Here is an 18286-nt window from a genome sequence, read left to right as displayed (position 1 = left end):
TTGGCCCCATGGTGGATGCCGAGAAGGTTGGGGAGTCTGCGTGGAGAAGAACGAGCCGAAAATGTGTAAGCCTGTGTAAGGACTAAACACATCTCTGGCCCATCCACGCAGCAATGTTACAGCACCGTCATCTGACCGGCATAGAGGATGAAGTAGCGCAGCAGCAAGATCCCCACCAGGCTCAGGCTGCAGACCAGCACCAGGTGGGAGCGCTGGTGCTGGCGAGCTGGCGAGCTGAACAGCCCCAACAGTTGGGGAAGCAGGATGCCGATGCCAATCACGCCAAACCAGAAGACCTGCGACCAGAAGCCGCCGCCTATGGCCGCCCACATCGCTGCCTCCCGCTGGCCGCCACCGAAGTAGAGGCCGGTGAAGAAGCAGACCAGCAAGAAGATCTCGATAGCCACCATGGGACGCTCGAAGCGGTGCACAAAGCTCACCCCCTTGCTATGGCTGCTCTCCTTGAACAGAGTCACCGCCAGCAAGATGGTGGAGGCGACCCCTGAGCTGATACCGGATACCAGAAACAGCGCCGGCAGGATCGGGTTATTGAGCATGGGGTAGGTCTTGAGCGCCGAGAGCAGGAAGCCGGTATAGGCCCCCAGCAGTACGGCCAGCAACAACAACAGGGGAGTAAGCAGTCGCTCGATCTGTGCCATCTTGCCTATCAGGGTATCGATGAAGGCGAACCTGTCCGCCAGCAGGTGCCGCCGCAACCCCTCGATCTCGGCTCTGAAGACCACCGCCAGCCAGGCAAACAACACCGTCATATAGACCTGAAACAGCATGACCCCCATCGACATCACGGAATCGAACTGATAGTGGAACATCAGCTTCCAGAAGGTCCAGGGACGAGCCAGGTGGAAGATGAGGATCAGCAGCCCCAGTATCACGCTGAGCGGGGCCAGAATGGCGGTCGCCCTGATGATGCCGCTCTCGCTGCCGGCCCCGCGCTGGCGCAACAGCACCGAGAGGGTGACTGAACCGGCGGAGATCCCCAGCAGAAAGAGGTAGATGGCGATGGGACCATCCCAGACCAGTGAGTCGAAGTGAAATGCGTTATGCCACATGGTACATACCTCCCGTTTCGCTACTCACCATCTGCAGAGGGATACCGTCATGATGCGGGTTATGAGGACTCATGATTTTACCTCCCCTTTCGGTACCCGATACATCTTGGGCGAGGTGCCGAGGAACTGTTTGTAGCGATAGGTGGTTTCATGCACCAGCCGTCTGGCGATCGGGCTGTGAGGATCATCCAGATTGCCGAACACCAGCGCCTTGGTAGGGCAGGCTTCGACACAGGCGGGTTGCTTGCCGTTGGCCAGATTGGTTTTGCGGCAAAAGTCGCACTTGTCGGCAATGCGGGTGACCGGGTTGATAAAGCGTACCTGATAAGGGCAGGCCGCCAGACAGTAGCGGCAGCCGACACAGAGATCGGGGTTAATGTCGACGATGCCATCCTCGGCCCGGATATGGGATGCACCCGTCGGGCAGACATGCACACAGGGGGCGTTATCACAGTGCTGGCAGGACTTGCGGAAAAACCGGTACTCCTGATCCGGATATTCACCCACAGGGCCGGAGCGCAGGATCTGCAGGCGGGCTACCCCTTGTGGCACCTGATTGACTTCCCGGCAGGCATCCATGCAGGCGGTACAACCGATGCAGGCTGTCTCATCGTGGATCATGCCGTAGCGCCCCCCCCCGATGGTCATGCTGTTGGCCAGGGCGCGGGGCGACCCCGTCATCAGGATCAAGGCGCTGGCACTCATCCCCACCATAAACTCGCGACGGGTCGTGCTCATGCGCCCTCCTTGGCCGCGGCTTGCTGCCTGGCCTCATGCTGCTTGCTGTGGCAGTCGACGCACAGCTTGATGCGGGCCTTCTCGGGGATGCCGACCATGGGCTCTTTGGCCGGGTGCAACTGATGGCAGCTGGTGCAGGTCACGCGAGTCGCATGCACGTCGTGAGCCCACAGCGCCTTGCGCAGATCATCGGGCTCATGGCAGCTCATGCAGACGCCGTTTTGCTGGCTGAGCGGGAAGGCATCGTCGCCAAAGCGCATCACGTCGACAATGCCGCCACGCTGTTTGCGGTGCTGGGCTGACGGGTTGCCGTGACAGTTGGTACAGGTCACCGCTTCATTGGTATTGGGGTTGGTGACGCTGGCATGCTTGCCATGCATCCCCTCGTTTCCGTCGTGGCACTTGTCACACTTGGCGAAACGGGCGGCCGCTTTTTTCTCGGCTGCGGCTTTCTTCGCGGCTTTGGCCTGGCGTGCGGCCAGTGCATCGGCGGCACTGCTATCGGCCACAGTGCTGACGGCAGCAGACGCTGGTTCGACGGCGGTCGCTGCGAGGGCAAACTCGCTTGCACCCAGACAGATCGTGGCAAGCAAGGCCCACTGCATTATTTTTTTCATACTGGACTCCGGATCAAAGAGGTTCAGCGGCGTTATCCACCCCCTGACAAGAAAAAGAGCGACAAATACCTCCCAAAATGCCAGAAACGGGCAAGAGTCCCCCACCCACGACAGAGTGGGGGCTTGATCAATGGATAAACCTGACCGCTTTGGTTATTGCTGGCTGGCGTAGTACTCGGCCAACGCCTGGAGATCGGCATCACTCATGGCAATGATGGCGTTATTCATCTTCTCGTCATTGCTGCGCTTGCCGGCCTTGAACTCTTGCAGGGCCATCAGTATGTAACCTTTTGGCTGACCGGAGAGGATGGAGGCTTCATCGTCGGCAACGGAGCCACCTTCGGAGTGACACTTCTTGCAACCAGACTCTTCATGCAGTTTTTGCCCGGCTTTGGCCAGTGCGGCATCGAACGGCTGCTTCATCGGCTGGTAGGGCAGTTCGGCATAGTAAGCTGCCAATTCGTCGATCTGATCGTCGCTAAGACCCTTAACAATGTCGGTCATGTTTCCCTGTTTGCTGGTGTCACCGGTGACATGATTAACGGTCTTAGCAGGGCGGCCATCCAGGTAACTTCGCATCTGCTCCGCAAGATTAGATTCTGCTATTCCGGCGATTGTCGGAATATTTGTATGTGAGCTGATCCCCTGATTACCGTGACATGCGTTACATGTTTTGGCCATCTCGTCGACCCCGGCAAAGGCTGGCCCAATTGAACCAATCAACAGAGATAACCCCACCACTTTCCATTTCATGCTTCGCTTCATTTTGCACTCCTTTTGACATAAAAATCGCAAAAGACAGCTTATACCGTTTTTTTATTCGAAAAAGTGGGCTTAGTCCCGCTTTTGAGACTTCTGTCAACGTCGAGAGCCACATAAACCTTATAATTCGGATGGAAATGGTTTTTGACCAAAGTGGGGCTCAAAAGGCTTCAATGTTGCATGTTTTTGGGACTTTTCTGACACAGCTCATACATGAAATAAAAAATCCGATAAAAAAGGATAAACAAGATGAAATACTGGAAAGCGCTGGTGGCAGCTGCAATGGTGCTCACCCTCTCGGCCTGTGGTGGCGGGGGGGATGGCAGTGACAAGAGTGAGCCACCCACCCCTCCTCCAGGAACCCCTGGATCTCTGATTATCTCGGCGTCGACACCGGTTCTCACCCCGGATGGTCAGCTCTCGGTACAGTTCAACGTGACGGACAAACAGGGCTCGGGTTACGACCTGGGCGCTACGATCCCCTCATTCACCCTCAACAAGGTGATCCCCGGCCGCGATGCCACACGTGAAGACCCGGCCATCTGGAAGAGTTTTATCTACCGTTCCGGCAAAGCCACCAGTGAAAACAGCGGCAAGCTGGAGTCACTGGGCAATGGGCAATATCGCTACACCTTTGCTATTAACCCCACCACCGTGTCGGATCCCTATCCTGCTGATTCACAGAGCAACAATGGCGTGATTAGTTGGGATGAAACGGCGACTCATCGTGTGGGTATCTTTTTTGGTGGCAGTAACAATGTCCCCGTCACCAACTATGTGCTGGACTGGGTGCCGGCTGGGACGCGCGCCGCTTTGACCCGGGATATCGTGGATCAGAGCAGTTGTAACAGTTGTCACATGAAGCAAGCGATCAAACACGTGGATCGCGCTGACCCCAAACTCTGTGTCACCTGTCACAACGAGAGCAATCCGGCCATTGCTACCCGCCGCTCTCTGACGACCATAGTGCACAAGTACCATGGCAATCTGGATAGTACGGATACCAAGACGGTCAGCCACTTCCCGCAAGACTCGCGCAACTGCGATACCTGTCACAAGGACGCCACGCCAGCCACCCTCAATGCCGGTAACTGGCAACAGGCCCAGGAAAAAGCGTGTGGTGCCTGTCATGCCGATTCAACCAGCTCCACAGGTTTTGATGCTCACATCACTGGCAAGATAAACAGTGGCGCAGTCTGCACCCAGTGCCATGGCGCTGATCCGGCCAGCAGCAAGTCCCCCTACATGGTCCACCTGGGTTACATGGCCAACGAGGCGATTGGACGCGACAAGCTGCAGTTCACGTTCGATGACGTTCGCTATGCCGCTCCCAATATCGAGATCGAACTGACCGTCACCGTCGACGGTACGCCGGCCGAGAGCGTTAATGACGTGCTTAAATATGTCAAAGATGGCAATCCGGCCATTCTGGTCAATTGGGATCAGGGCCAGGGATTCGAGCTGGCCACCACCAACCCGCAGACTTTCGCCACTGGCAACAAGATCGAGTTCAGCAAGTGTGTCAGCCAGGGCACAGGTCGCTTCCTGTGCAGCAAAGAGACAGGCAACGAGGTCAACGGCACCCTGGCCGCGACCATCGCCGATCTGAGAGTCTGTGTGGCGCGTAAAGCCGATCGCAACGGGGCGTTTGCCGCAGGGGATCTGCTGCCTTGCAGCGGCACTGCCAGCGCACTCTCCCTGATCGCCATCAATCCGGTCAACGCCTACTTCCGTGCCGAAGGGGGCATCGACAGCAGCTATCTGCTCAAGGCCGGAGCCGATCTCGCTTCCTGCAACAGTTGTCACAAGGATCTGGCAGTCCACATGAGCAATCATGCGGCCAAGGATATGAGCCAGTGCACCAGTTGCCACAACGCGACCCGTACCTCGTTCTATGCGGGGGTTCCGGGGGACCTGAAATATCACGTCCACTCCTTCCACGCGCTGGGCGCCAAACATGGGGGAAGTGCTACCTTCCCGGGCGATATCGGCAACTGCGAGTCCTGTCATACCCAGGGGCAATACAACCTGCCCAACCAGCAGAACGCGCGCCCCTCTCTGGTCGCCACCACGGCTGACAACAAACAGCCCAAATACTTCAGCCCGGTGCTGGTGGTCTGCTCCAGCTGTCACCTCAAATCACCGCTGGGGTTGGTCAAGCCGGATAGCCCGGTGGCAGGGGATGAGTGGGCTACCCACATGAAGAATAACGGCGCCGTCTTTGGTGCAGAGACGATCGAAGCCGCAACCGGTGTTGAACAGTGTGCCTCTTGCCATGCCGTCGGGCAGGAGCAGGGGGTCGACAAGGTTCACAAGGTCTACGACTTCCGTTGATGAAATCCTGCGGTCAGGGGGTAACCCCTGGCCCTTCGCCGTTGAAGGAAACAAGATGAAAAAGACCATCTCGCAGTGGTTATTGGCTGGCATACTGGCCCTGAGCTGCCTGTCAGCCTGGGCCGGGAGCGATGCCGCGCAACCCGCTGGCGATGCAGATCCGCGCCTCCGGGTGGAATTGGCTCTGGACAAGAAATTTGATCAGGGGAAATACTCCCCGAAGGGAGCAGATACCTGCCTCAAGTGCCACGATTCAGATTCACGCAAACCCGCGACCGGCATATTCCACAGTGTGCACGGCAATCTGGGCAACCAGAATGGCCCCATGGCCGACCGGCAGTGTGAAGCTTGTCATGGTCCGGCAGGTAACCACACGCGCAATCCTCGCAAAGGAGAGAAACGGGAGCCGATGATCACCTTTGGTCCCGATTCACCTGTGCCGGTCGAGAAGCAGAACAGCGTCTGTCTCTCCTGTCACACCGATACCAACCGGATGGGCTGGCATGCCAGTGTTCATGCGGTGGAGGATCTCTCCTGTACCAGCTGCCACACATTGCACCAGGCCAAGGATCCGGTGATGGACAGCAAGAAACAGGTCGAGACCTGTGCCAGCTGCCATGCCGCAGAGAAATCGGATCTGCACAAGCGCACCAGTCATCCCATCCTGAATGGCGAAATGCCCTGCTCCAGTTGCCACAACCCGCACCAGTCACAAAATGAGGCCAGTCTGAAACAGCCGACCGTCAACGAGAGCTGCTACGAGTGCCATGCCGAGAAGCGGGGCCCCTTCCTGTGGGAGCACGAGCCGGTGACCGAGGATTGCTCCCTGTGTCACAGCCCCCACGGCTCCATCAATCAGGCGCTGCTCAACAAGCGCGTTCCCCAGCTGTGTCAGGAGTGTCACAGCGCCCCCCATGCCAACGTGTCCATCCCAGAGGGGGATCTCAAGGTACGTGGCGGCAGTTGCCTGAATTGTCATAACCAGATCCACGGGACCAACCATCCGAATGGGCAGTCCCTGCGACGTTGAGGAGAGAAGTCATGAAACAATCAACACTTTGGCTCTCCTTGCTGACCATCTTCTCGGCCCATGCCACCGAGGAGCCGCTGGCTGTCGAGGATTACTCCCTGCAATCGGCCAGGGAGGCCAAAACCGCGCGCTGGCGCTGCGCATCCTGTGAAAGCGAGAGTGGCTGGTTTGGTGAGGTGGGGCTGGGGACAGGCTACATCAACGATGATGGCGCGACCCGTTTTCGCAACTGGGTGCCCGCCGCCAACGATACCGGCATGCTGGGGATCTTTAACGCTGACCTGCAGTATCGGGGAGAGGGATCCCGTTATGGCGCACTCGAGGCCAGGGATCTTGGAATGCGCCGTTTCAGCATGTCACTGGAGCAAGGGTTCTATGATGGCGCGCGCGCCAAAATTGGCTACTCCGAAACCCCCTTTTACTGGAACAGCCATGGCAAGAGTGTCTATCGCTCTGACGATGCGCCTATGGCGGCTGGTGCGCTGGCCGAATTTGACAAGGAGGTGGTCCGCAAGAAGCTGACTATGGGGCTTGCCTATACCCCCAAGAGCCCATGGCGCCCTTATGCCGATTTCTCTTATGAGAAAAAAGAGGCAACGCTGGCCACTTATCAGTCCAGTATCCCGGGGATAGGCAGCATGCCGGGCTTTGTACCCAAGCTGGTCGATGGCAGCAGTACCACCCTGGTCAAGAGTGGCATCAGCTACCTGGGTGAAGGCTGGCTGGTTGATCTGGCCTACAACGGCTCACTCTATCGCAACGAGGAGACCGCATTCTATTTCGGTTCGGCCAGCGACCCCTATGCCAATGAGCGGGCTTACGAACCCGACAACAGCTTCCATCAGGTCAGTTTATCCGGCCAGTACAACTGGAACCGGCAGAGTCTGAGCGGTCGCATTCTCAGCAGTCGAGCAACGTCGGATGGCAATCTAGCCGCCTTCCGGCAGGTGCCGATCACCCAGAGCGATTTCCATGGCGAGATCGATACCATCCAGACCAATGCCAAATGGGTGGGGCGTTTTGGCCGGGATTTGACTCTGCGTGCCGGGGGCGAATACCGGGATCGGCAGGACAACTCGGACAAGCAGGTTGTTATTGGCAAACAACGGCAGCCGGGGGATCGTTCTCACAGTAAAGCCAATCTGGAAGCGGATTACCGCCTTAGTCGATCGGTCAAGGTAACCGGGGGTTACCAGTATCGTGCCGATGAACGGGAGTACGCGGATCGTCGCAAGACGGATGAGCAGACATTGTTCCTCAAGAGTCGCTATCGCCCGGTGGGTGATCTGCAACTGGGGGGGAAACTCTCCTGGAGCACCCGGGATGGCTCTGAGTGGAAGAATAACAATACCAATGTCAGCCCGACCTTGCGTCAGTTCTATCTGGCCAATCGTGACAGGTTCGAGCTGCGTGGCGATCTGCAGTATGCCTTCAGCGAGCAGTTAAGCTCCTCGCTGGAAGGGTGGTGGGCACGGGCAAACTATCCGGAGCCTGACATCGGACTCAGTGAAGGGGAGGACTATGGTATCGATCTGACCCTTAACCAGCAGTTTGATGAGAATCTCAGTGGCCATCTCTTCAGCAATGTACAGTGGATCACCTCAAGCCAGAACCATGCTTACACCGGTGCCCCGGACTGGGATCCCTATTCGACCCGGGTTCGTGACCAAATCACTACTCTGGGAGTGGGTCTAAGCCAGAAGAAGGCGTTTGATTTGGCGCTGGAACTGGGGGTGGATTACAGCTTCTCCTATGGCCGTGGCCAGACAGATGCCAGCAAGGGTTATGACTACCCCGACCTGACCAGCAAGCAACACCGTCTGGAAGGCTATGCCCTCTATCAGCTCGACGAGAAGCAGTCACTGCGCTGGGATATGCGCTACGAGCTCTACCACGATGTGGACTACCTCTACACCGGTGAGGAGTACAGCATGGGTCATGTTAACCAGAACTATAACGGTTACTTCACCGCTATCTCCTGGCTCTACAAGTTCTAACGCCGCAAGTGCCACAAGGGGAGCCTGGCTCCCCTTTTTCATGCCCGGCACAGACACCCGAATGCGGATAGCAATTGATGCCTGGATGCCGCGAGGCATGTTGCTATCTAATTGATTTTCTATATTTCAGATCTTCCCAGCAGCTGGGTTGCATGGCGGCACTGCGACGTTAGGCCGCTGATCTTGTGTGGCGCCGAACGGGCCGATCGGGTGATGGTGGGCGACAAGTGGCGGGAGTGAATGGCGCCGTCGTGGGGCTCGATATCGAACAGCTTATCGCCCTTCACAAGGTGGCTGCTGCTGTGCTGGTACGTGGCCAGGTGAGAGCAAACGGTAAAAAGCGAAGGGGCCCGCAGCGGGCCCCTTGTTGTTGGCGCTTTTCGCTGCGCCGCTATTTGGCGGCGGGGGCAGGGAAGTATTTGCTGTGCAGCAGCGGGTATTCACTGCTCGCCAGCACCTGGGTCAAGCCGGTCTGGAACTCTTTGACCAGTTCGTCGCTTACCGGATGGCTGAAGGCGAAGCAGAACTGCTCCGAGCTAAGTACCCACTGCTCCTTGAAGCGGGCGGGGTCGAGTTTTTGCTCGACGATCAGCTGTTCCATGGTGGTTTTGTTGGTGGAGACCAGATCGATCCGACCTGAGGTGAGCATCTTCAGCGCTTGTGCCAGCCGATTGGCTGCCATCAGCTTGGTCTCGTCAAAGCCGTTGTTGAGTAGCAACTGTTCTCCCACATCAGCCCGTACCGCCCCGATATTGAATGCTTTGGCATCATCGAGCTTGGTGATGGTGATATTGCGCTCGGCCAACCCTACCAGCACGATTTCGGCGTAACCGATGGGACAGGCCCATTTGAACAGAGGATCCCGCGCCTGGGTGCGGGCGGTGGAGAAGAGTACCGCATTGGGCTTTTGGGTCAGCAGGTAGTAACCGCGCGCCCAAGGCATGATGGTGATGGGCTGCGCCGGCGTGTTGGTCTTTTTCCATACCAGTTGCAGCAGCTCGACCGCGAGGCCGGTGGGGGCGCCGCTGGCATCGGCGTAGTTGTAGGGTTTGTACTCTTCGGTGATGTAGTGCAGTTTGCCGAGCTCAGGACTCGCCTGTGCGAGGGTGGTCAGCAGCGCCCCGGCCAATCCAATCCATGGTTTCATTTTTGCCATCCTGATCAAGGGAATATCTGCTCAAGTGTGACCAAGCTGGCCGATTTCGCCAAGGCGACGGAGCATGTTTGACAAAAAAGCGCGAGGGGCGGCCGCCATCTTTCGCCCTATGTCGGCGGCGATCAGGGCGTTAGCGCAGCGGCAGGTATTTGGCCTGCAGGGCCGAGAAATCTGCCGAGGCGACGACCTGGGTCAGCGCCTGCTGAAAGAGGGCGACCTCGCTGTCGGGCACCTGACGGCTGAAGGCATAGCACAGCGGTCTGGCATCCAGCACGAAGGCGACATGAAAGTCATCCGGCTTGAAGCCCAGTTGTTGCAGGGTTTGATAGCCCGCCAGCTTGTTGGTCGCAAAGAGATCGGCGCGACCTGAGGTGAGCATCTTGGCCGCCTGGGTGAGGCGGTTGGCAAGCATCAGCTGGCGTTCATCGATACCGCGTTCGAGCAGCAGCTGTTTGGAGACGGTGGAGCGCACCACGCCGACCTTGTAGCGGCTGATCTCGGCCACGGAGCTGAGGGTGATGTTGTCCGCCTTGCGCCCCAGCAGCACAAACTCCGAGTGATCGATGGGGCAGGCCCACTTGAAAAGCGCCTCCCGCTGCGGGGTGCGGGCGGTGGCAAACAGCACCACATTGGGTTTTTGTTGCAGCAGGTTGTAGCCCCGGGCCCAGGGCAGAATGCGGATGGGCTGGGGCGACACGCCCCGCGCTTTCCAGATAAGCTGCATCAGCTCCACCGACAATCCGGTTGGCATCCCTTGCTGGTCGCTGAAATTAAACGGGGGAGAGATTTCGCTCAGATACTCGAGTTTGCCCGGATCGGCCTGCGCGAAGGTGGCCCACAAGAGCAGTAGCAGATGAGGTAGGTGCCATGTCCGCACGGGAAAGATCCTTCGCAATCAACTATGTAGCCCAGTTTGACTGCTTGTGGCGGGAATAGCTAGCCACCTCTATTGCATCTTTCATCAATAAAATGGGCAGCGAACCGCTGCCCAGCGGGTGAGTGAGTGCTCAGCGCACCGGCAGGTATTTGGCCTGCAATTTGCGAAACTCTGCCGAGGCGAGGGCGCGGGTCAGGCCCTGCTGAAAGAGGGTGATCTCGCTGTCGGGCACCTGACGGCTGAAGGCGTAGCAGAGCTGCTCGGCGCTCAGCACCATGGCCACGTTGAAGTCGTCGCTGCTCAGCTTCAGTTCGCGGATGGCGTCATATCCCGCCAGCTTGCTGGTGGCGAGCAGGTCGGCGCGGCCGGAGAGCAACATCTTCAACCCCTGCGACAGGCGGTTGGCCGGGATGATGTTGTTGTCATCCATGCCGTTGTTGAGCAGCAGCTGTTCGGCGGCATCCGAGCGCACCGCGCTGATCTTGTACTGGCTCATCTGATCGAAGGCGGTCAGGGTGATGTTTTGCGCTTTGCGGCCCAGCAGTATGTACTCCGAGTAGCCGATGGGGCAGACCCACTTGAAGAGATCCTCCCGCGCCTGGGTGCGGGCGGTGGAGAAGAGCACCACGTTGGGCTTCTGGGTTAGCAAGTAATAACCTCGCGCCCAGGGCAGGATGCGCACCGGCTGGGGCATCACGCCGCTGTGTTGCCAGATCATCTGCAGCAGATCGACCGCAAGGCCGGTGGGCTGGCCTTGCGGATCGCTGTAGTTGTAGGGGGGGTACTCTTCGGTGAGGTACTCGAGCTTGCCCAGATCAGCCCGGGCCGTCGAGGCCCAGCAGAGCAGCAACAGATGACAGATCAGCCATATCCTCATTGGGAACATCCTTAGCGATCAACCTTCCCTTGAGTGTGACCATGAACAGAGTAAATAGCCACTCACGGCCGTTACCAGCGGGCGCGAGTCTGCCCGATGGGCTGGTAGGCCTCATCCCGCAGACCCACCAGCAGGGTCTTGCCATCGGCTTGCAGCCGGAACTCCCCGTAGCGGGCCGCTTCGTATTGCTCCCCCGTGCCCTCTTCAAAGAAGTAGGCATCGGGGCCGATCTGCCACTGCCGCTCGCTCTGGTGCACCTGCAATAGCCGCTCATCGCTGGCGAGCCGATCCGGTTTGCCATCGGCCACCAGAGTGGCCACCTGATGGGCATCGAGGCGGATCACCAGGGTGTCGCTGCCCTTGTCTTGATTAGCTCTGGCGTCGCGGCTGGTCAGCTCGCGGGCAATTTCATAGTTGAGCCGCATGTAATCCCCCTGCATCAGGGAGCGGGGATCGACCGGAGCGAGCCGCAGCAGCACCACTTCGCCGCTGCTCATGGCGTACTCATAGCGCCAGACGGTGGCATTGATGCCCGCCAGGATGGCGAGGCCGCTCAGCAACAGGGCGAGCTGTCGGGTCACAGGTTTCATGAATCGCTCCTTGCCGCGAAGGTGGTGAGCAGCTGGCGGGCACCCAGTAGCAGGATGCCGGAGCCCAGCAGCAGCCAGGATTTGGTCATCAGGGTGAGCCCCAGGTCGTAGTAATAGAGCGAGCCATAGCCGAGCAGCAGCAGGGCCGAGAGGGTCATCAGCCCCAGACTGCCGGCATAGAAGCCGAGGATCAGCACCAGTGCGCCCGCACCCATGCCGGGGATGATGGCGCTGATCAGCACCAGTGGCAGGCCAAACAGCAGAGGGAGCCTGAGTTTCACCATCACCGCCAGCAGCAGGGCAGCGCAGATCAGGGGATTGAGCCAGAGCGGCAGGCGGGACAGCCCCAGTTCGTCCAGCACGCTGCTGCCGCCATCCCAGAGCGGGTGGTGCAGACGGCCCAGCACCAGCAGGGAGAGGGCCAGCCCCAACGTGATGGAGTGGTAGAGCTGGTGGCGCTCTGGATCCCTATCTGCCCGCAGCCAGCAGAAGGTGATGGCCGCCATCACCAGCGGCAGGGCCAGCAGTTGCAGCCCGAGGCAGGCTAGACCAAGGGTGAGCAGCAGGGCCGCCGCCACGCTGTGAAACAGCCGCACCAGCCAGTGATCGAACAGCACGGCGATGGCAAGGGAGAGCAGGCACAACCCAAACCAGAGCAGGGCGTGATGGAGATCCAGCTGATCGAGCAGGCCATAGAGCAGCCAGGCATCGGCCGCCAGCGCGAGGGCCAGTACGAACTGATCCCAGAGATCGCCGCTTTGGCTGCGATTGAGGGCGTAGGCCCCCGCCAGCAGCACGGCCCCCAGCAGCAGGGCGCTGTTGGCCTCGTGGGTCAGCTGCTCGAAGGTGAGAAACAGGAAAAAGAGCAGGAACAGGGCGGCAATCCAGCCCACCAGCCCGAGCAGAAAGCGGCTCGACCAGTGGGGTTGGGTATCACGGGGCTGATCCCCTTCCACCAGATTGGCCTGTTGCAGTGCTTGCCAAAGGGTCAGATCACTCATAAGACCTCCGTTGTTGTTGCAGCCAGCGGGCGGCTGTGACCGAAAGGCCGATGGCAATCAGGCTCAGCAGCAAGAAGCCGTTGATGTCGGGCTCCATCCACTTGCCCAGCGCCGCGAGGATGACGGCAATCAGGCTGAGGCACCCCATGGCGAGTCCGGCGATAAATCTGTGATGCCAGAGAGCATAGGCCGCAGCGAGCCAGCCAAGCCAGAGCGGCCACACCAGCGGGGAGGCGGCATCAAACAGCGCCAGCAGGGTGAGCAGGGTAGCCCCCAGACCTGCGGCCAGACCCGCCAGCCAGCTTGGCATCAGGCGCCAGCTGGCAGGTGCCAGCAGAAGCAGACCCCAGAGGGCGGCGTTGAGCAGGGTCAGGCACCAGCCCAATCCCTCTTCATCGAAGGTAAAGAAGAACGTGAACAGGCCGAGCCGCCAGTAGAGCACCAGCGCCAGCTGGCCGAGCAGCCAGCTCAAGGTCCAGAGCAGCGGGCTTTGGCCAAATGCCGCCAGTGGCACCAGCATCAGCGCCCAGGTGGCGAACAGCTGCCAGGGATCGGCACCGGTCTGGTAGGTCTGACCCACCAGCGCCAGCAGGGCGCCGATATTGAGGGCGATGGCGAGCAGCAGCGCCTGACGGGGGGGATCCCCCAGCGGTTTGCGCCACAGCAGAAGCAGCATGGCGAGCAGCGGCACCTCCAGCAGGGCGAGGCGGGAGACCCGGCCCAGCTCTTGCCAGTTGAAGGCGACGAAGAAAATAAGGCCAGCCCCGATGCAGAGGGCACCGAGCCAGAGCAACAGCCGGTCAAACAGCCACTGCCAGCGCGCCGGATGGGGGGGAAGATCGGCGAGGGTCAGGGCGTCCACCAGCTTCTCTGGCGCCAGCCGTCCCTGTTTGACCCATTCGAGAAGCGTCTCTCTTGATACGTTGTGCATGGGGGACTCCGCGAGGTTTGCCCCATTATGGCATGAGGCACCCGCAACCGTGCACTGCCCCTTGGCTCTGCGGATGGTGGTTGCGACAGCGGGTTACGCAATAGACACAGCAGTAAACAAAAAGCCCTCCACAGGGGAGGGCTTGAGCAGCGGAAAGGCGATCAGGCAAAGATCAGTGTGCTCACCCCAAGGCCGACGAAGAGGATGGCGCAGGCGATGCGGATCCCCTTGAGCGGCAACTTGTCCGCCCCCAGCTTGCCGATCAGCACCACAGGCACGTTGGCCAGCATCATGCCGAGGGTGGTTCCGGTAATAACCTGCACCAGCGAGTCATACTTGGCGGCCAGCAGCACGGTGGCGATCTGGGTCTTGTCACCGATCTCGGCAATAAAGAAGAGCACGAAGGTGGCCATAAAGGGGCCGTATTTATCCAGCGGGCTCTCCTCGTCATCCATCTTGTCCGGCACCAAAATCCAGATAGCCATGGCGATAAAGGCGATGGCGACCAGCCAGGTCATTATCTTGGGATCGAGCCAGCGGCTGATGAACTCACCAATCCAGGCGGCGCCCGCATGGTTGAGCAGGGTAGCCGCCAGCATGCCGGCGATGATGGGCCAGGGCTTGCGAAAACGGCAGATGAGCAGCAACGCCAACAGCTGGGTTTTATCGCCGATTTCGGCAATGGCGACGCTGAGGGTTGAGGTTAACAAGGCTTCCATAAAAATGACCGGGGGACGGAATTGTTATAAACCAAAGACAAGCCTGCGCCATCCGTCCCCGGTATTGGCACTGGCCCGTCAAAGGTCTTGTCAAATCCATGGCTGGCATGGATCACCCTGACCATGGTGATTTGGCACCAAGTATGTTGATCAGGGTCGCAAACCGGTATTCATGCAATGGATGGCACCGGCGTGCGAGACTACTCCCCCTCGATGGGAGCGGGCATTCTAGGGAAAAACCGCATGAGTGACAAGGGGATCAGCCACCCACCAGCTTGACGCTGAAACCGGCTTTCTCCAGCTCGGTTTTGATCAGGTCCCGTTTATCCCCCTGGATCTCGATCACTCCCTCCTTGATACCGCCTCCGGTGCCGCACTTTTTCTTGAGCAGGGTGGCCAGGGATTTTTGCTGATCGGCGGGTACGCCATGAATGGTGATCACCCCGGCGCCCTTGCGCCCTTTGGTCTCGCGGCGAATGCGTACGGTGCCGTCAGTGGGGAAGGGGGAGGCGGATTGGGGAGCGCTCTGCTCCTTGATCATGCCGCCATCTGTGCTGTAAACGAGGCGGCTGTTGTTGTCGTGACTCATGGCATTACTTTATGGGTTAGCTAAGCGGAGTTTGATTTTACTCAAATAAAAGTTGAAGACACAGCTTATAATGCCCCAAGTAAAAGAGAATTATTATTGTTTAACTTCAGGAGTCAGTCATGGTACTCACGCAGTTGTCACCGGGACAGAGTGCTCGCATCAAGAATATGAATCAGCTCGCCCGGCCGCTGCGCCGCAAACTGATGGTGATGGGCCTGTTGCCCCAGACTGAAGTCATTTATCTGCGCTCCGCCCCCCTGGGAGACCCGCTCCAGATCCAGTGCCAGGGGATCTGTCTCTCCATGCAAAAGAGTCTGGCCCAGCAAATAGAAGTCGAGCCGGTATAACCCCCTGTTCGGCTACCGCTTCGGTCAAGAAAGTCACCGGGAGCGGTTCAGAGACAAGAAGTCGAACCTGCAAAGCAGCTTGCCACTCGCACGCGGTGGGTTCAGAAGAAAATAGAGGTAGAGCTGGTATGAATTATTCCCTGGTAACGGTAGGTAACCCCAATAGCGGTAAGACCTCCCTGTTCAACGCCCTGACCGGCGCCCGCCAGCAGGTAGGCAACTGGAGTGGCGTCACCGTAGACAAGAAGATGGGTGAGTTCAGCGCGGGTGAGCATCACTTCAAGCTGATGGATCTGCCCGGCATCTATAGCCTGGCGGGTCAGGATGGCAGTCTGGACGAGCAGATCGCCAGCCGCTTTGCCCAGGGCCAACAACCCGACCTGCTGCTCAACGTCATCGACGCCGCCAATCTGGAGCGCTCCCTCTACCTCACGCTGCAACTGCGCGAACTGGGCCTGCCCATGGTGGTGGTGCTCAACAAGCTGGATATCCTGCAAAAGCGCCGCATCGTCATCGACGATAGCAAGCTCGGCAAATCCCTCGGTTGCCCTGTAGTGGCCCTCTCTGCCCACAACAGCAAGCAGGTTGCCGCCTTCAAGCAGCAGATCCGGCAGTTTATCGGTCAGCCGCAAGCAGCCTTGCAACTCGATTACGGCCAAGAGCTTGAAACCGATCTGGCGGAGCTGGAGACCCTGCTCGCCCCGCATCACCTCACTACCCGTGGCCGCGCCCTGCGCCTGCTGGAAGAGGATGCGGTGATGCAGGAGACCCTGCTGCCCGGTCAGCAGGCGGCCGCCGCCAATGTGGTAGCTCGCGCTCATCAAGGGCAGGATATCGACCTGCAACTGGCAGATATCCGCTACGGCCATATCCACCAGTGGGTACAACAGGCTCGCCAGCAGAAGGGCAAGCTCACCGAGGCCCAGAGTGAGTGGCTGGATCGGGTGCTGCTCAATCGCTGGATTGGCATCCCCTTCTTCCTGTTTGTCATGTACCTGATGTTCATGTTCGCCATCAAGGTGGGCAGTGCCTTTATCGACTTCTTCGACATCATGGGCGGCGCCCTGTTTGTCGATGGGGTGCACCACCTGCTGGGGCTGATCAATGCCCCCGAATGGTTGGGCGCCATTCTGGCTGACGGCTTCGGGGTTGGTTTGCAGACCGTGGCCACCTTTATTCCGGTGATTGGTTGCCTCTATCTGTTCCTCGCGGTACTGGAGAGCTCCGGCTATCTGGCCCGCGCCGCCTTCGTGGTGGATGCCCTGATGCGCCGCCTCGGCCTGCCGGGCAAGGCGTTCGTGCCGATGCTGATGGGCTTTGGCTGTACCGTCCCCTCGGTGATGGCGACCCGTACCCTCAACTCCGAGCGGGAGCGGCTGATGACCTCCGCCATGGCCCCCTTCATGTCGTGCGGTGCCCGTCTGCCGGTTTACGCCCTGTTTGCGGTGGCCTTCTTCCCTGAATCAGGCCAGAACCTGGTGTTCGGTCTCTACCTCATCGGTATTCTGGTGGCGGTGCTCACTGGCCTGCTGCTGCGCAATACCCTGCTGCCGGGCAAGAGCGACTCCATGGTGATGGAGATGCCGGATTACGAGTGGCCGCGTCCTGTCAACGTTGCCATCAAGACCTGGCAGAAGCTCAAATCCTTCGTCTTTGGCGCCGGTAAAACCATCGTGCTGGTGGTTGCCGTGCTGAGCGTGCTTAACTCCCTGGGTACCGATGGCAGCTTTGGCCATCAGGAGCAGGAGAGCTCGGTCCTGAGCAAGATCAGCCAGGCGGTGACCCCGGTGCTGCACCCCATCGGTGTGCGCGATGACAACTGGCAGGCTACGGTCGGTATCGTCACCGGTATCTTCGCCAAAGAGGCGGTGGTCGGTACCCTCAACAGCCTCTACGCCGGTGGTGGCGCAGATGAAGAGGAGGCGAGCGAGTTCTCGCTGGTGGCCAGCTTCCATGAGGCGATCGATGCCGTGGCAGCCAATCTGGCGGAGATCAACCCGAGCGACCCTATGGGGCTTGATGTTGGCAACCTCGACGACCAGAAAGCTGCCGCCGAGGCGCAGGAAGTGGATGTCTCCACCTACGGCAACATGCAGACCCACTTCGATGGGGCGGCTGGTGCCTTTGCCTACCTCTTGTTCGTGCTGCTCTACATGCCTTGCGCCGCCGCCATGGGTGCCCTGGTGCGGGAAACCGGTCGCCAGTGGGCCCTCTTTACCGCGGCCTGGTGCAACTATATGGCCTTTATGTGCGCGACCCTCTTCTATCAGGTGGCCACCTTCGCCGCTCATCCGGAGCAGAGCCTGTTCTGGATCGTCAGCTATGGCCTCTCTCTGGTACTGCTCTGGTGGGCCGGTCGCCGTCACGGTGACATCGTCGCCCGCAAGGTGGTGACCTTATGATCCTGCGCGAGCTGGGGGATTACCTCGCCGCGCAGCAGAAGGTGAGCCGGCGTGATCTGGCTCGCCACTTCCACACCTCGGAAGATGCGGTGGAGGCCATGCTCGGCGTCTGGATGCGCAAGGGGCGGGTCATCAAGCGCGAGAGTCGGGTCTGTGGTGGCAGTTGCTGCGGCAAGAGCGAGGAGGTGATTTTCGAGTGGTGTGACGCGGGCCAGATTGGCATCAAGATCCGCTAAACGACTACCAGAC

Annotated in this window: 18 protein-coding genes; 6 read left to right on the top strand and 12 right to left on the bottom strand. The window is 59.3% G+C overall.

What is annotated here, in order from left to right; all coding sequences use genetic code 11:
* Nucleotides 1-116 precede the first annotated feature (116 nt).
* The 4 genes from nrfD to pdsA form a co-directional block, all read right to left on the bottom strand.
* Nucleotides 117-1070: a cytochrome c nitrite reductase subunit NrfD gene (nrfD, locus tag G5193_RS16130; protein ID WP_421206415.1), complete on the bottom strand. Its 954-nt coding sequence runs from the start codon at nucleotides 1068-1070 to the stop codon at nucleotides 117-119.
* 69 nt (nucleotides 1071-1139) lie between these two features.
* Entirely contained in the window at nucleotides 1140-1808 is a 669-nt protein-coding gene (gene netC, locus G5193_RS16125; RefSeq protein ID WP_421206413.1) for an Nrf-like electron transfer protein NetC, read from the bottom strand.
* Nucleotides 1805-2425, bottom strand: a complete 621-nt coding sequence (nrfB, locus tag G5193_RS16120) for a cytochrome c nitrite reductase pentaheme subunit (RefSeq protein WP_005346804.1) — start codon at nucleotides 2423-2425, stop codon at nucleotides 1805-1807. The genes netC and nrfB overlap by 4 nt, the downstream gene beginning before the upstream one ends.
* A 153-nt stretch (nucleotides 2426-2578) precedes the next feature.
* On the bottom strand, nucleotides 2579-3190 hold the full coding sequence (gene pdsA / locus G5193_RS16115) for a periplasmic diheme shuttle PdsA (RefSeq protein ID WP_421206411.1): 612 nt from the start codon (nucleotides 3188-3190) through the stop codon (nucleotides 2579-2581).
* Nucleotides 3191-3436: 246 nt separating this feature from the next.
* Between pdsA and G5193_RS16110 the strand changes: the two genes are divergently transcribed.
* The 3 genes from G5193_RS16110 to G5193_RS16100 are packed head-to-tail and all read left to right on the top strand — an operon-like array spanning nucleotide 3437 to nucleotide 8548.
* Complete coding sequence (locus tag G5193_RS16110) at nucleotides 3437-5521, top strand: OmcA/MtrC family decaheme c-type cytochrome (RefSeq protein WP_421206409.1); 2085 nt, start codon at nucleotides 3437-3439, stop codon at nucleotides 5519-5521.
* Nucleotides 5522-5576: 55 nt separating this feature from the next.
* Nucleotides 5577-6551 carry a DmsE family decaheme c-type cytochrome gene (locus G5193_RS16105; RefSeq protein WP_421206407.1) on the top strand — a complete coding sequence of 325 codons (975 nt, stop codon included), beginning with the start codon at nucleotides 5577-5579 and terminating at the stop codon, nucleotides 6549-6551.
* Between the two features lie 11 nt (nucleotides 6552-6562).
* The gene (locus tag G5193_RS16100) at nucleotides 6563-8548 is read left to right on the top strand and encodes an MtrB/PioB family decaheme-associated outer membrane protein (RefSeq protein WP_421206405.1); all 1986 of its coding nucleotides are present in this window, start codon (nucleotides 6563-6565) and stop codon (nucleotides 8546-8548) included.
* 391 nt (nucleotides 8549-8939) lie between these two features.
* Here G5193_RS16100 and G5193_RS16095 read toward each other — a convergent pair whose 3' ends face one another.
* The 8 genes from G5193_RS16095 to G5193_RS16060 form a co-directional block, all read right to left on the bottom strand.
* The gene (locus tag G5193_RS16095; protein ID WP_421206403.1) at nucleotides 8940-9695 is read right to left on the bottom strand and encodes a substrate-binding periplasmic protein; all 756 of its coding nucleotides are present in this window, start codon (nucleotides 9693-9695) and stop codon (nucleotides 8940-8942) included.
* Nucleotides 9696-9834: 139 nt separating this feature from the next.
* A complete protein-coding gene (locus G5193_RS16090) occupies nucleotides 9835-10581 on the bottom strand; it encodes a substrate-binding periplasmic protein (RefSeq protein ID WP_421206401.1) in 747 nt (248 codons plus the stop codon).
* Nucleotides 10582-10711: 130 nt separating this feature from the next.
* Nucleotides 10712-11458 carry a substrate-binding periplasmic protein gene (locus G5193_RS16085; RefSeq protein WP_421206399.1) on the bottom strand — a complete coding sequence of 249 codons (747 nt, stop codon included), beginning with the start codon at nucleotides 11456-11458 and terminating at the stop codon, nucleotides 10712-10714.
* A gap of 71 nt (nucleotides 11459-11529) precedes the next feature.
* Nucleotides 11530-12048, bottom strand: a complete 519-nt coding sequence (locus G5193_RS16080) for a GDYXXLXY domain-containing protein (RefSeq protein WP_421206397.1) — start codon at nucleotides 12046-12048, stop codon at nucleotides 11530-11532.
* Nucleotides 12045-13049 carry a DUF4401 domain-containing protein gene (locus G5193_RS16075; protein WP_421206395.1) on the bottom strand — a complete coding sequence of 335 codons (1005 nt, stop codon included), beginning with the start codon at nucleotides 13047-13049 and terminating at the stop codon, nucleotides 12045-12047. The genes G5193_RS16080 and G5193_RS16075 overlap by 4 nt, the downstream gene beginning before the upstream one ends.
* On the bottom strand, nucleotides 13042-13980 hold the full coding sequence (locus G5193_RS16070; RefSeq protein WP_266135579.1) for a DUF2157 domain-containing protein: 939 nt from the start codon (nucleotides 13978-13980) through the stop codon (nucleotides 13042-13044). Before G5193_RS16070 ends, G5193_RS16075 begins: the two co-directional genes overlap by 8 nt.
* A gap of 161 nt (nucleotides 13981-14141) precedes the next feature.
* Nucleotides 14142-14699: a TMEM165/GDT1 family protein gene (locus tag G5193_RS16065; protein WP_005346773.1), complete on the bottom strand. Its 558-nt coding sequence runs from the start codon at nucleotides 14697-14699 to the stop codon at nucleotides 14142-14144.
* A 259-nt stretch (nucleotides 14700-14958) separates the two neighbouring features.
* Nucleotides 14959-15288: a translation initiation factor gene (locus tag G5193_RS16060; RefSeq protein WP_005337385.1), complete on the bottom strand. Its 330-nt coding sequence runs from the start codon at nucleotides 15286-15288 to the stop codon at nucleotides 14959-14961.
* Nucleotides 15289-15407: 119 nt separating this feature from the next.
* Between G5193_RS16060 and G5193_RS16055 the strand changes: the two genes are divergently transcribed.
* From G5193_RS16055 to G5193_RS16045, 3 genes are all read left to right on the top strand, one after another.
* Nucleotides 15408-15635: a FeoA family protein gene (locus tag G5193_RS16055; RefSeq protein WP_005337384.1), complete on the top strand. Its 228-nt coding sequence runs from the start codon at nucleotides 15408-15410 to the stop codon at nucleotides 15633-15635.
* Nucleotides 15636-15763: 128 nt separating this feature from the next.
* A complete protein-coding gene (feoB, locus tag G5193_RS16050) occupies nucleotides 15764-18037 on the top strand; it encodes a Fe(2+) transporter permease subunit FeoB (RefSeq protein WP_266135580.1) in 2274 nt (757 codons plus the stop codon).
* Nucleotides 18034-18273, top strand: coding sequence for a FeoC-like transcriptional regulator (locus G5193_RS16045; protein WP_227342438.1), 240 nt, complete (start codon nucleotides 18034-18036; stop codon nucleotides 18271-18273). The genes feoB and G5193_RS16045 overlap by 4 nt, the downstream gene beginning before the upstream one ends.
* Nucleotides 18274-18286: the final 13 nt, after the last annotated feature.

It is taken from the genome of Aeromonas sp. 601027 (assembly GCF_049174455.1).
Taxonomy (GTDB): Bacteria; Pseudomonadota; Gammaproteobacteria; order Enterobacterales; family Aeromonadaceae; genus Aeromonas; species Aeromonas veronii_A.
Note: the sequence above shows the minus strand (reverse complement) of the source record. Positions and strands in the feature narration are given on the sequence as shown.

Coding starts and splice junctions, on each gene's coding strand:
- G5193_RS16095 (WP_421206403.1), bottom strand. CDS start 9,695: ATGAAACCATGGATTGGATTGGCCGGGGCGCTGCTGACCACCCTCGCA.
- nrfB (WP_005346804.1), bottom strand. CDS start 2,425: ATGAAAAAAATAATGCAGTGGGCCTTGCTTGCCACGATCTGTCTGGGT.
- G5193_RS16060 (WP_005337385.1), bottom strand. CDS start 15,288: ATGAGTCACGACAACAACAGCCGCCTCGTTTACAGCACAGATGGCGGC.
- G5193_RS16075 (WP_421206395.1), bottom strand. CDS start 13,049: ATGAGTGATCTGACCCTTTGGCAAGCACTGCAACAGGCCAATCTGGTG.
- G5193_RS16110 (WP_421206409.1), top strand. CDS start 3,437: ATGAAATACTGGAAAGCGCTGGTGGCAGCTGCAATGGTGCTCACCCTC.
- feoB (WP_266135580.1), top strand. CDS start 15,764: ATGAATTATTCCCTGGTAACGGTAGGTAACCCCAATAGCGGTAAGACC.
- G5193_RS16055 (WP_005337384.1), top strand. CDS start 15,408: ATGGTACTCACGCAGTTGTCACCGGGACAGAGTGCTCGCATCAAGAAT.
- G5193_RS16065 (WP_005346773.1), bottom strand. CDS start 14,699: ATGGAAGCCTTGTTAACCTCAACCCTCAGCGTCGCCATTGCCGAAATC.
- pdsA (WP_421206411.1), bottom strand. CDS start 3,190: ATGAAGCGAAGCATGAAATGGAAAGTGGTGGGGTTATCTCTGTTGATT.
- G5193_RS16100 (WP_421206405.1), top strand. CDS start 6,563: ATGAAACAATCAACACTTTGGCTCTCCTTGCTGACCATCTTCTCGGCC.
- G5193_RS16045 (WP_227342438.1), top strand. CDS start 18,034: ATGATCCTGCGCGAGCTGGGGGATTACCTCGCCGCGCAGCAGAAGGTG.
- G5193_RS16105 (WP_421206407.1), top strand. CDS start 5,577: ATGAAAAAGACCATCTCGCAGTGGTTATTGGCTGGCATACTGGCCCTG.
- G5193_RS16080 (WP_421206397.1), bottom strand. CDS start 12,048: ATGAAACCTGTGACCCGACAGCTCGCCCTGTTGCTGAGCGGCCTCGCC.
- nrfD (WP_421206415.1), bottom strand. CDS start 1,070: ATGTGGCATAACGCATTTCACTTCGACTCACTGGTCTGGGATGGTCCC.
- G5193_RS16070 (WP_266135579.1), bottom strand. CDS start 13,980: ATGCACAACGTATCAAGAGAGACGCTTCTCGAATGGGTCAAACAGGGA.
- netC (WP_421206413.1), bottom strand. CDS start 1,808: ATGAGCACGACCCGTCGCGAGTTTATGGTGGGGATGAGTGCCAGCGCC.
- G5193_RS16085 (WP_421206399.1), bottom strand. CDS start 11,458: ATGAGGATATGGCTGATCTGTCATCTGTTGCTGCTCTGCTGGGCCTCG.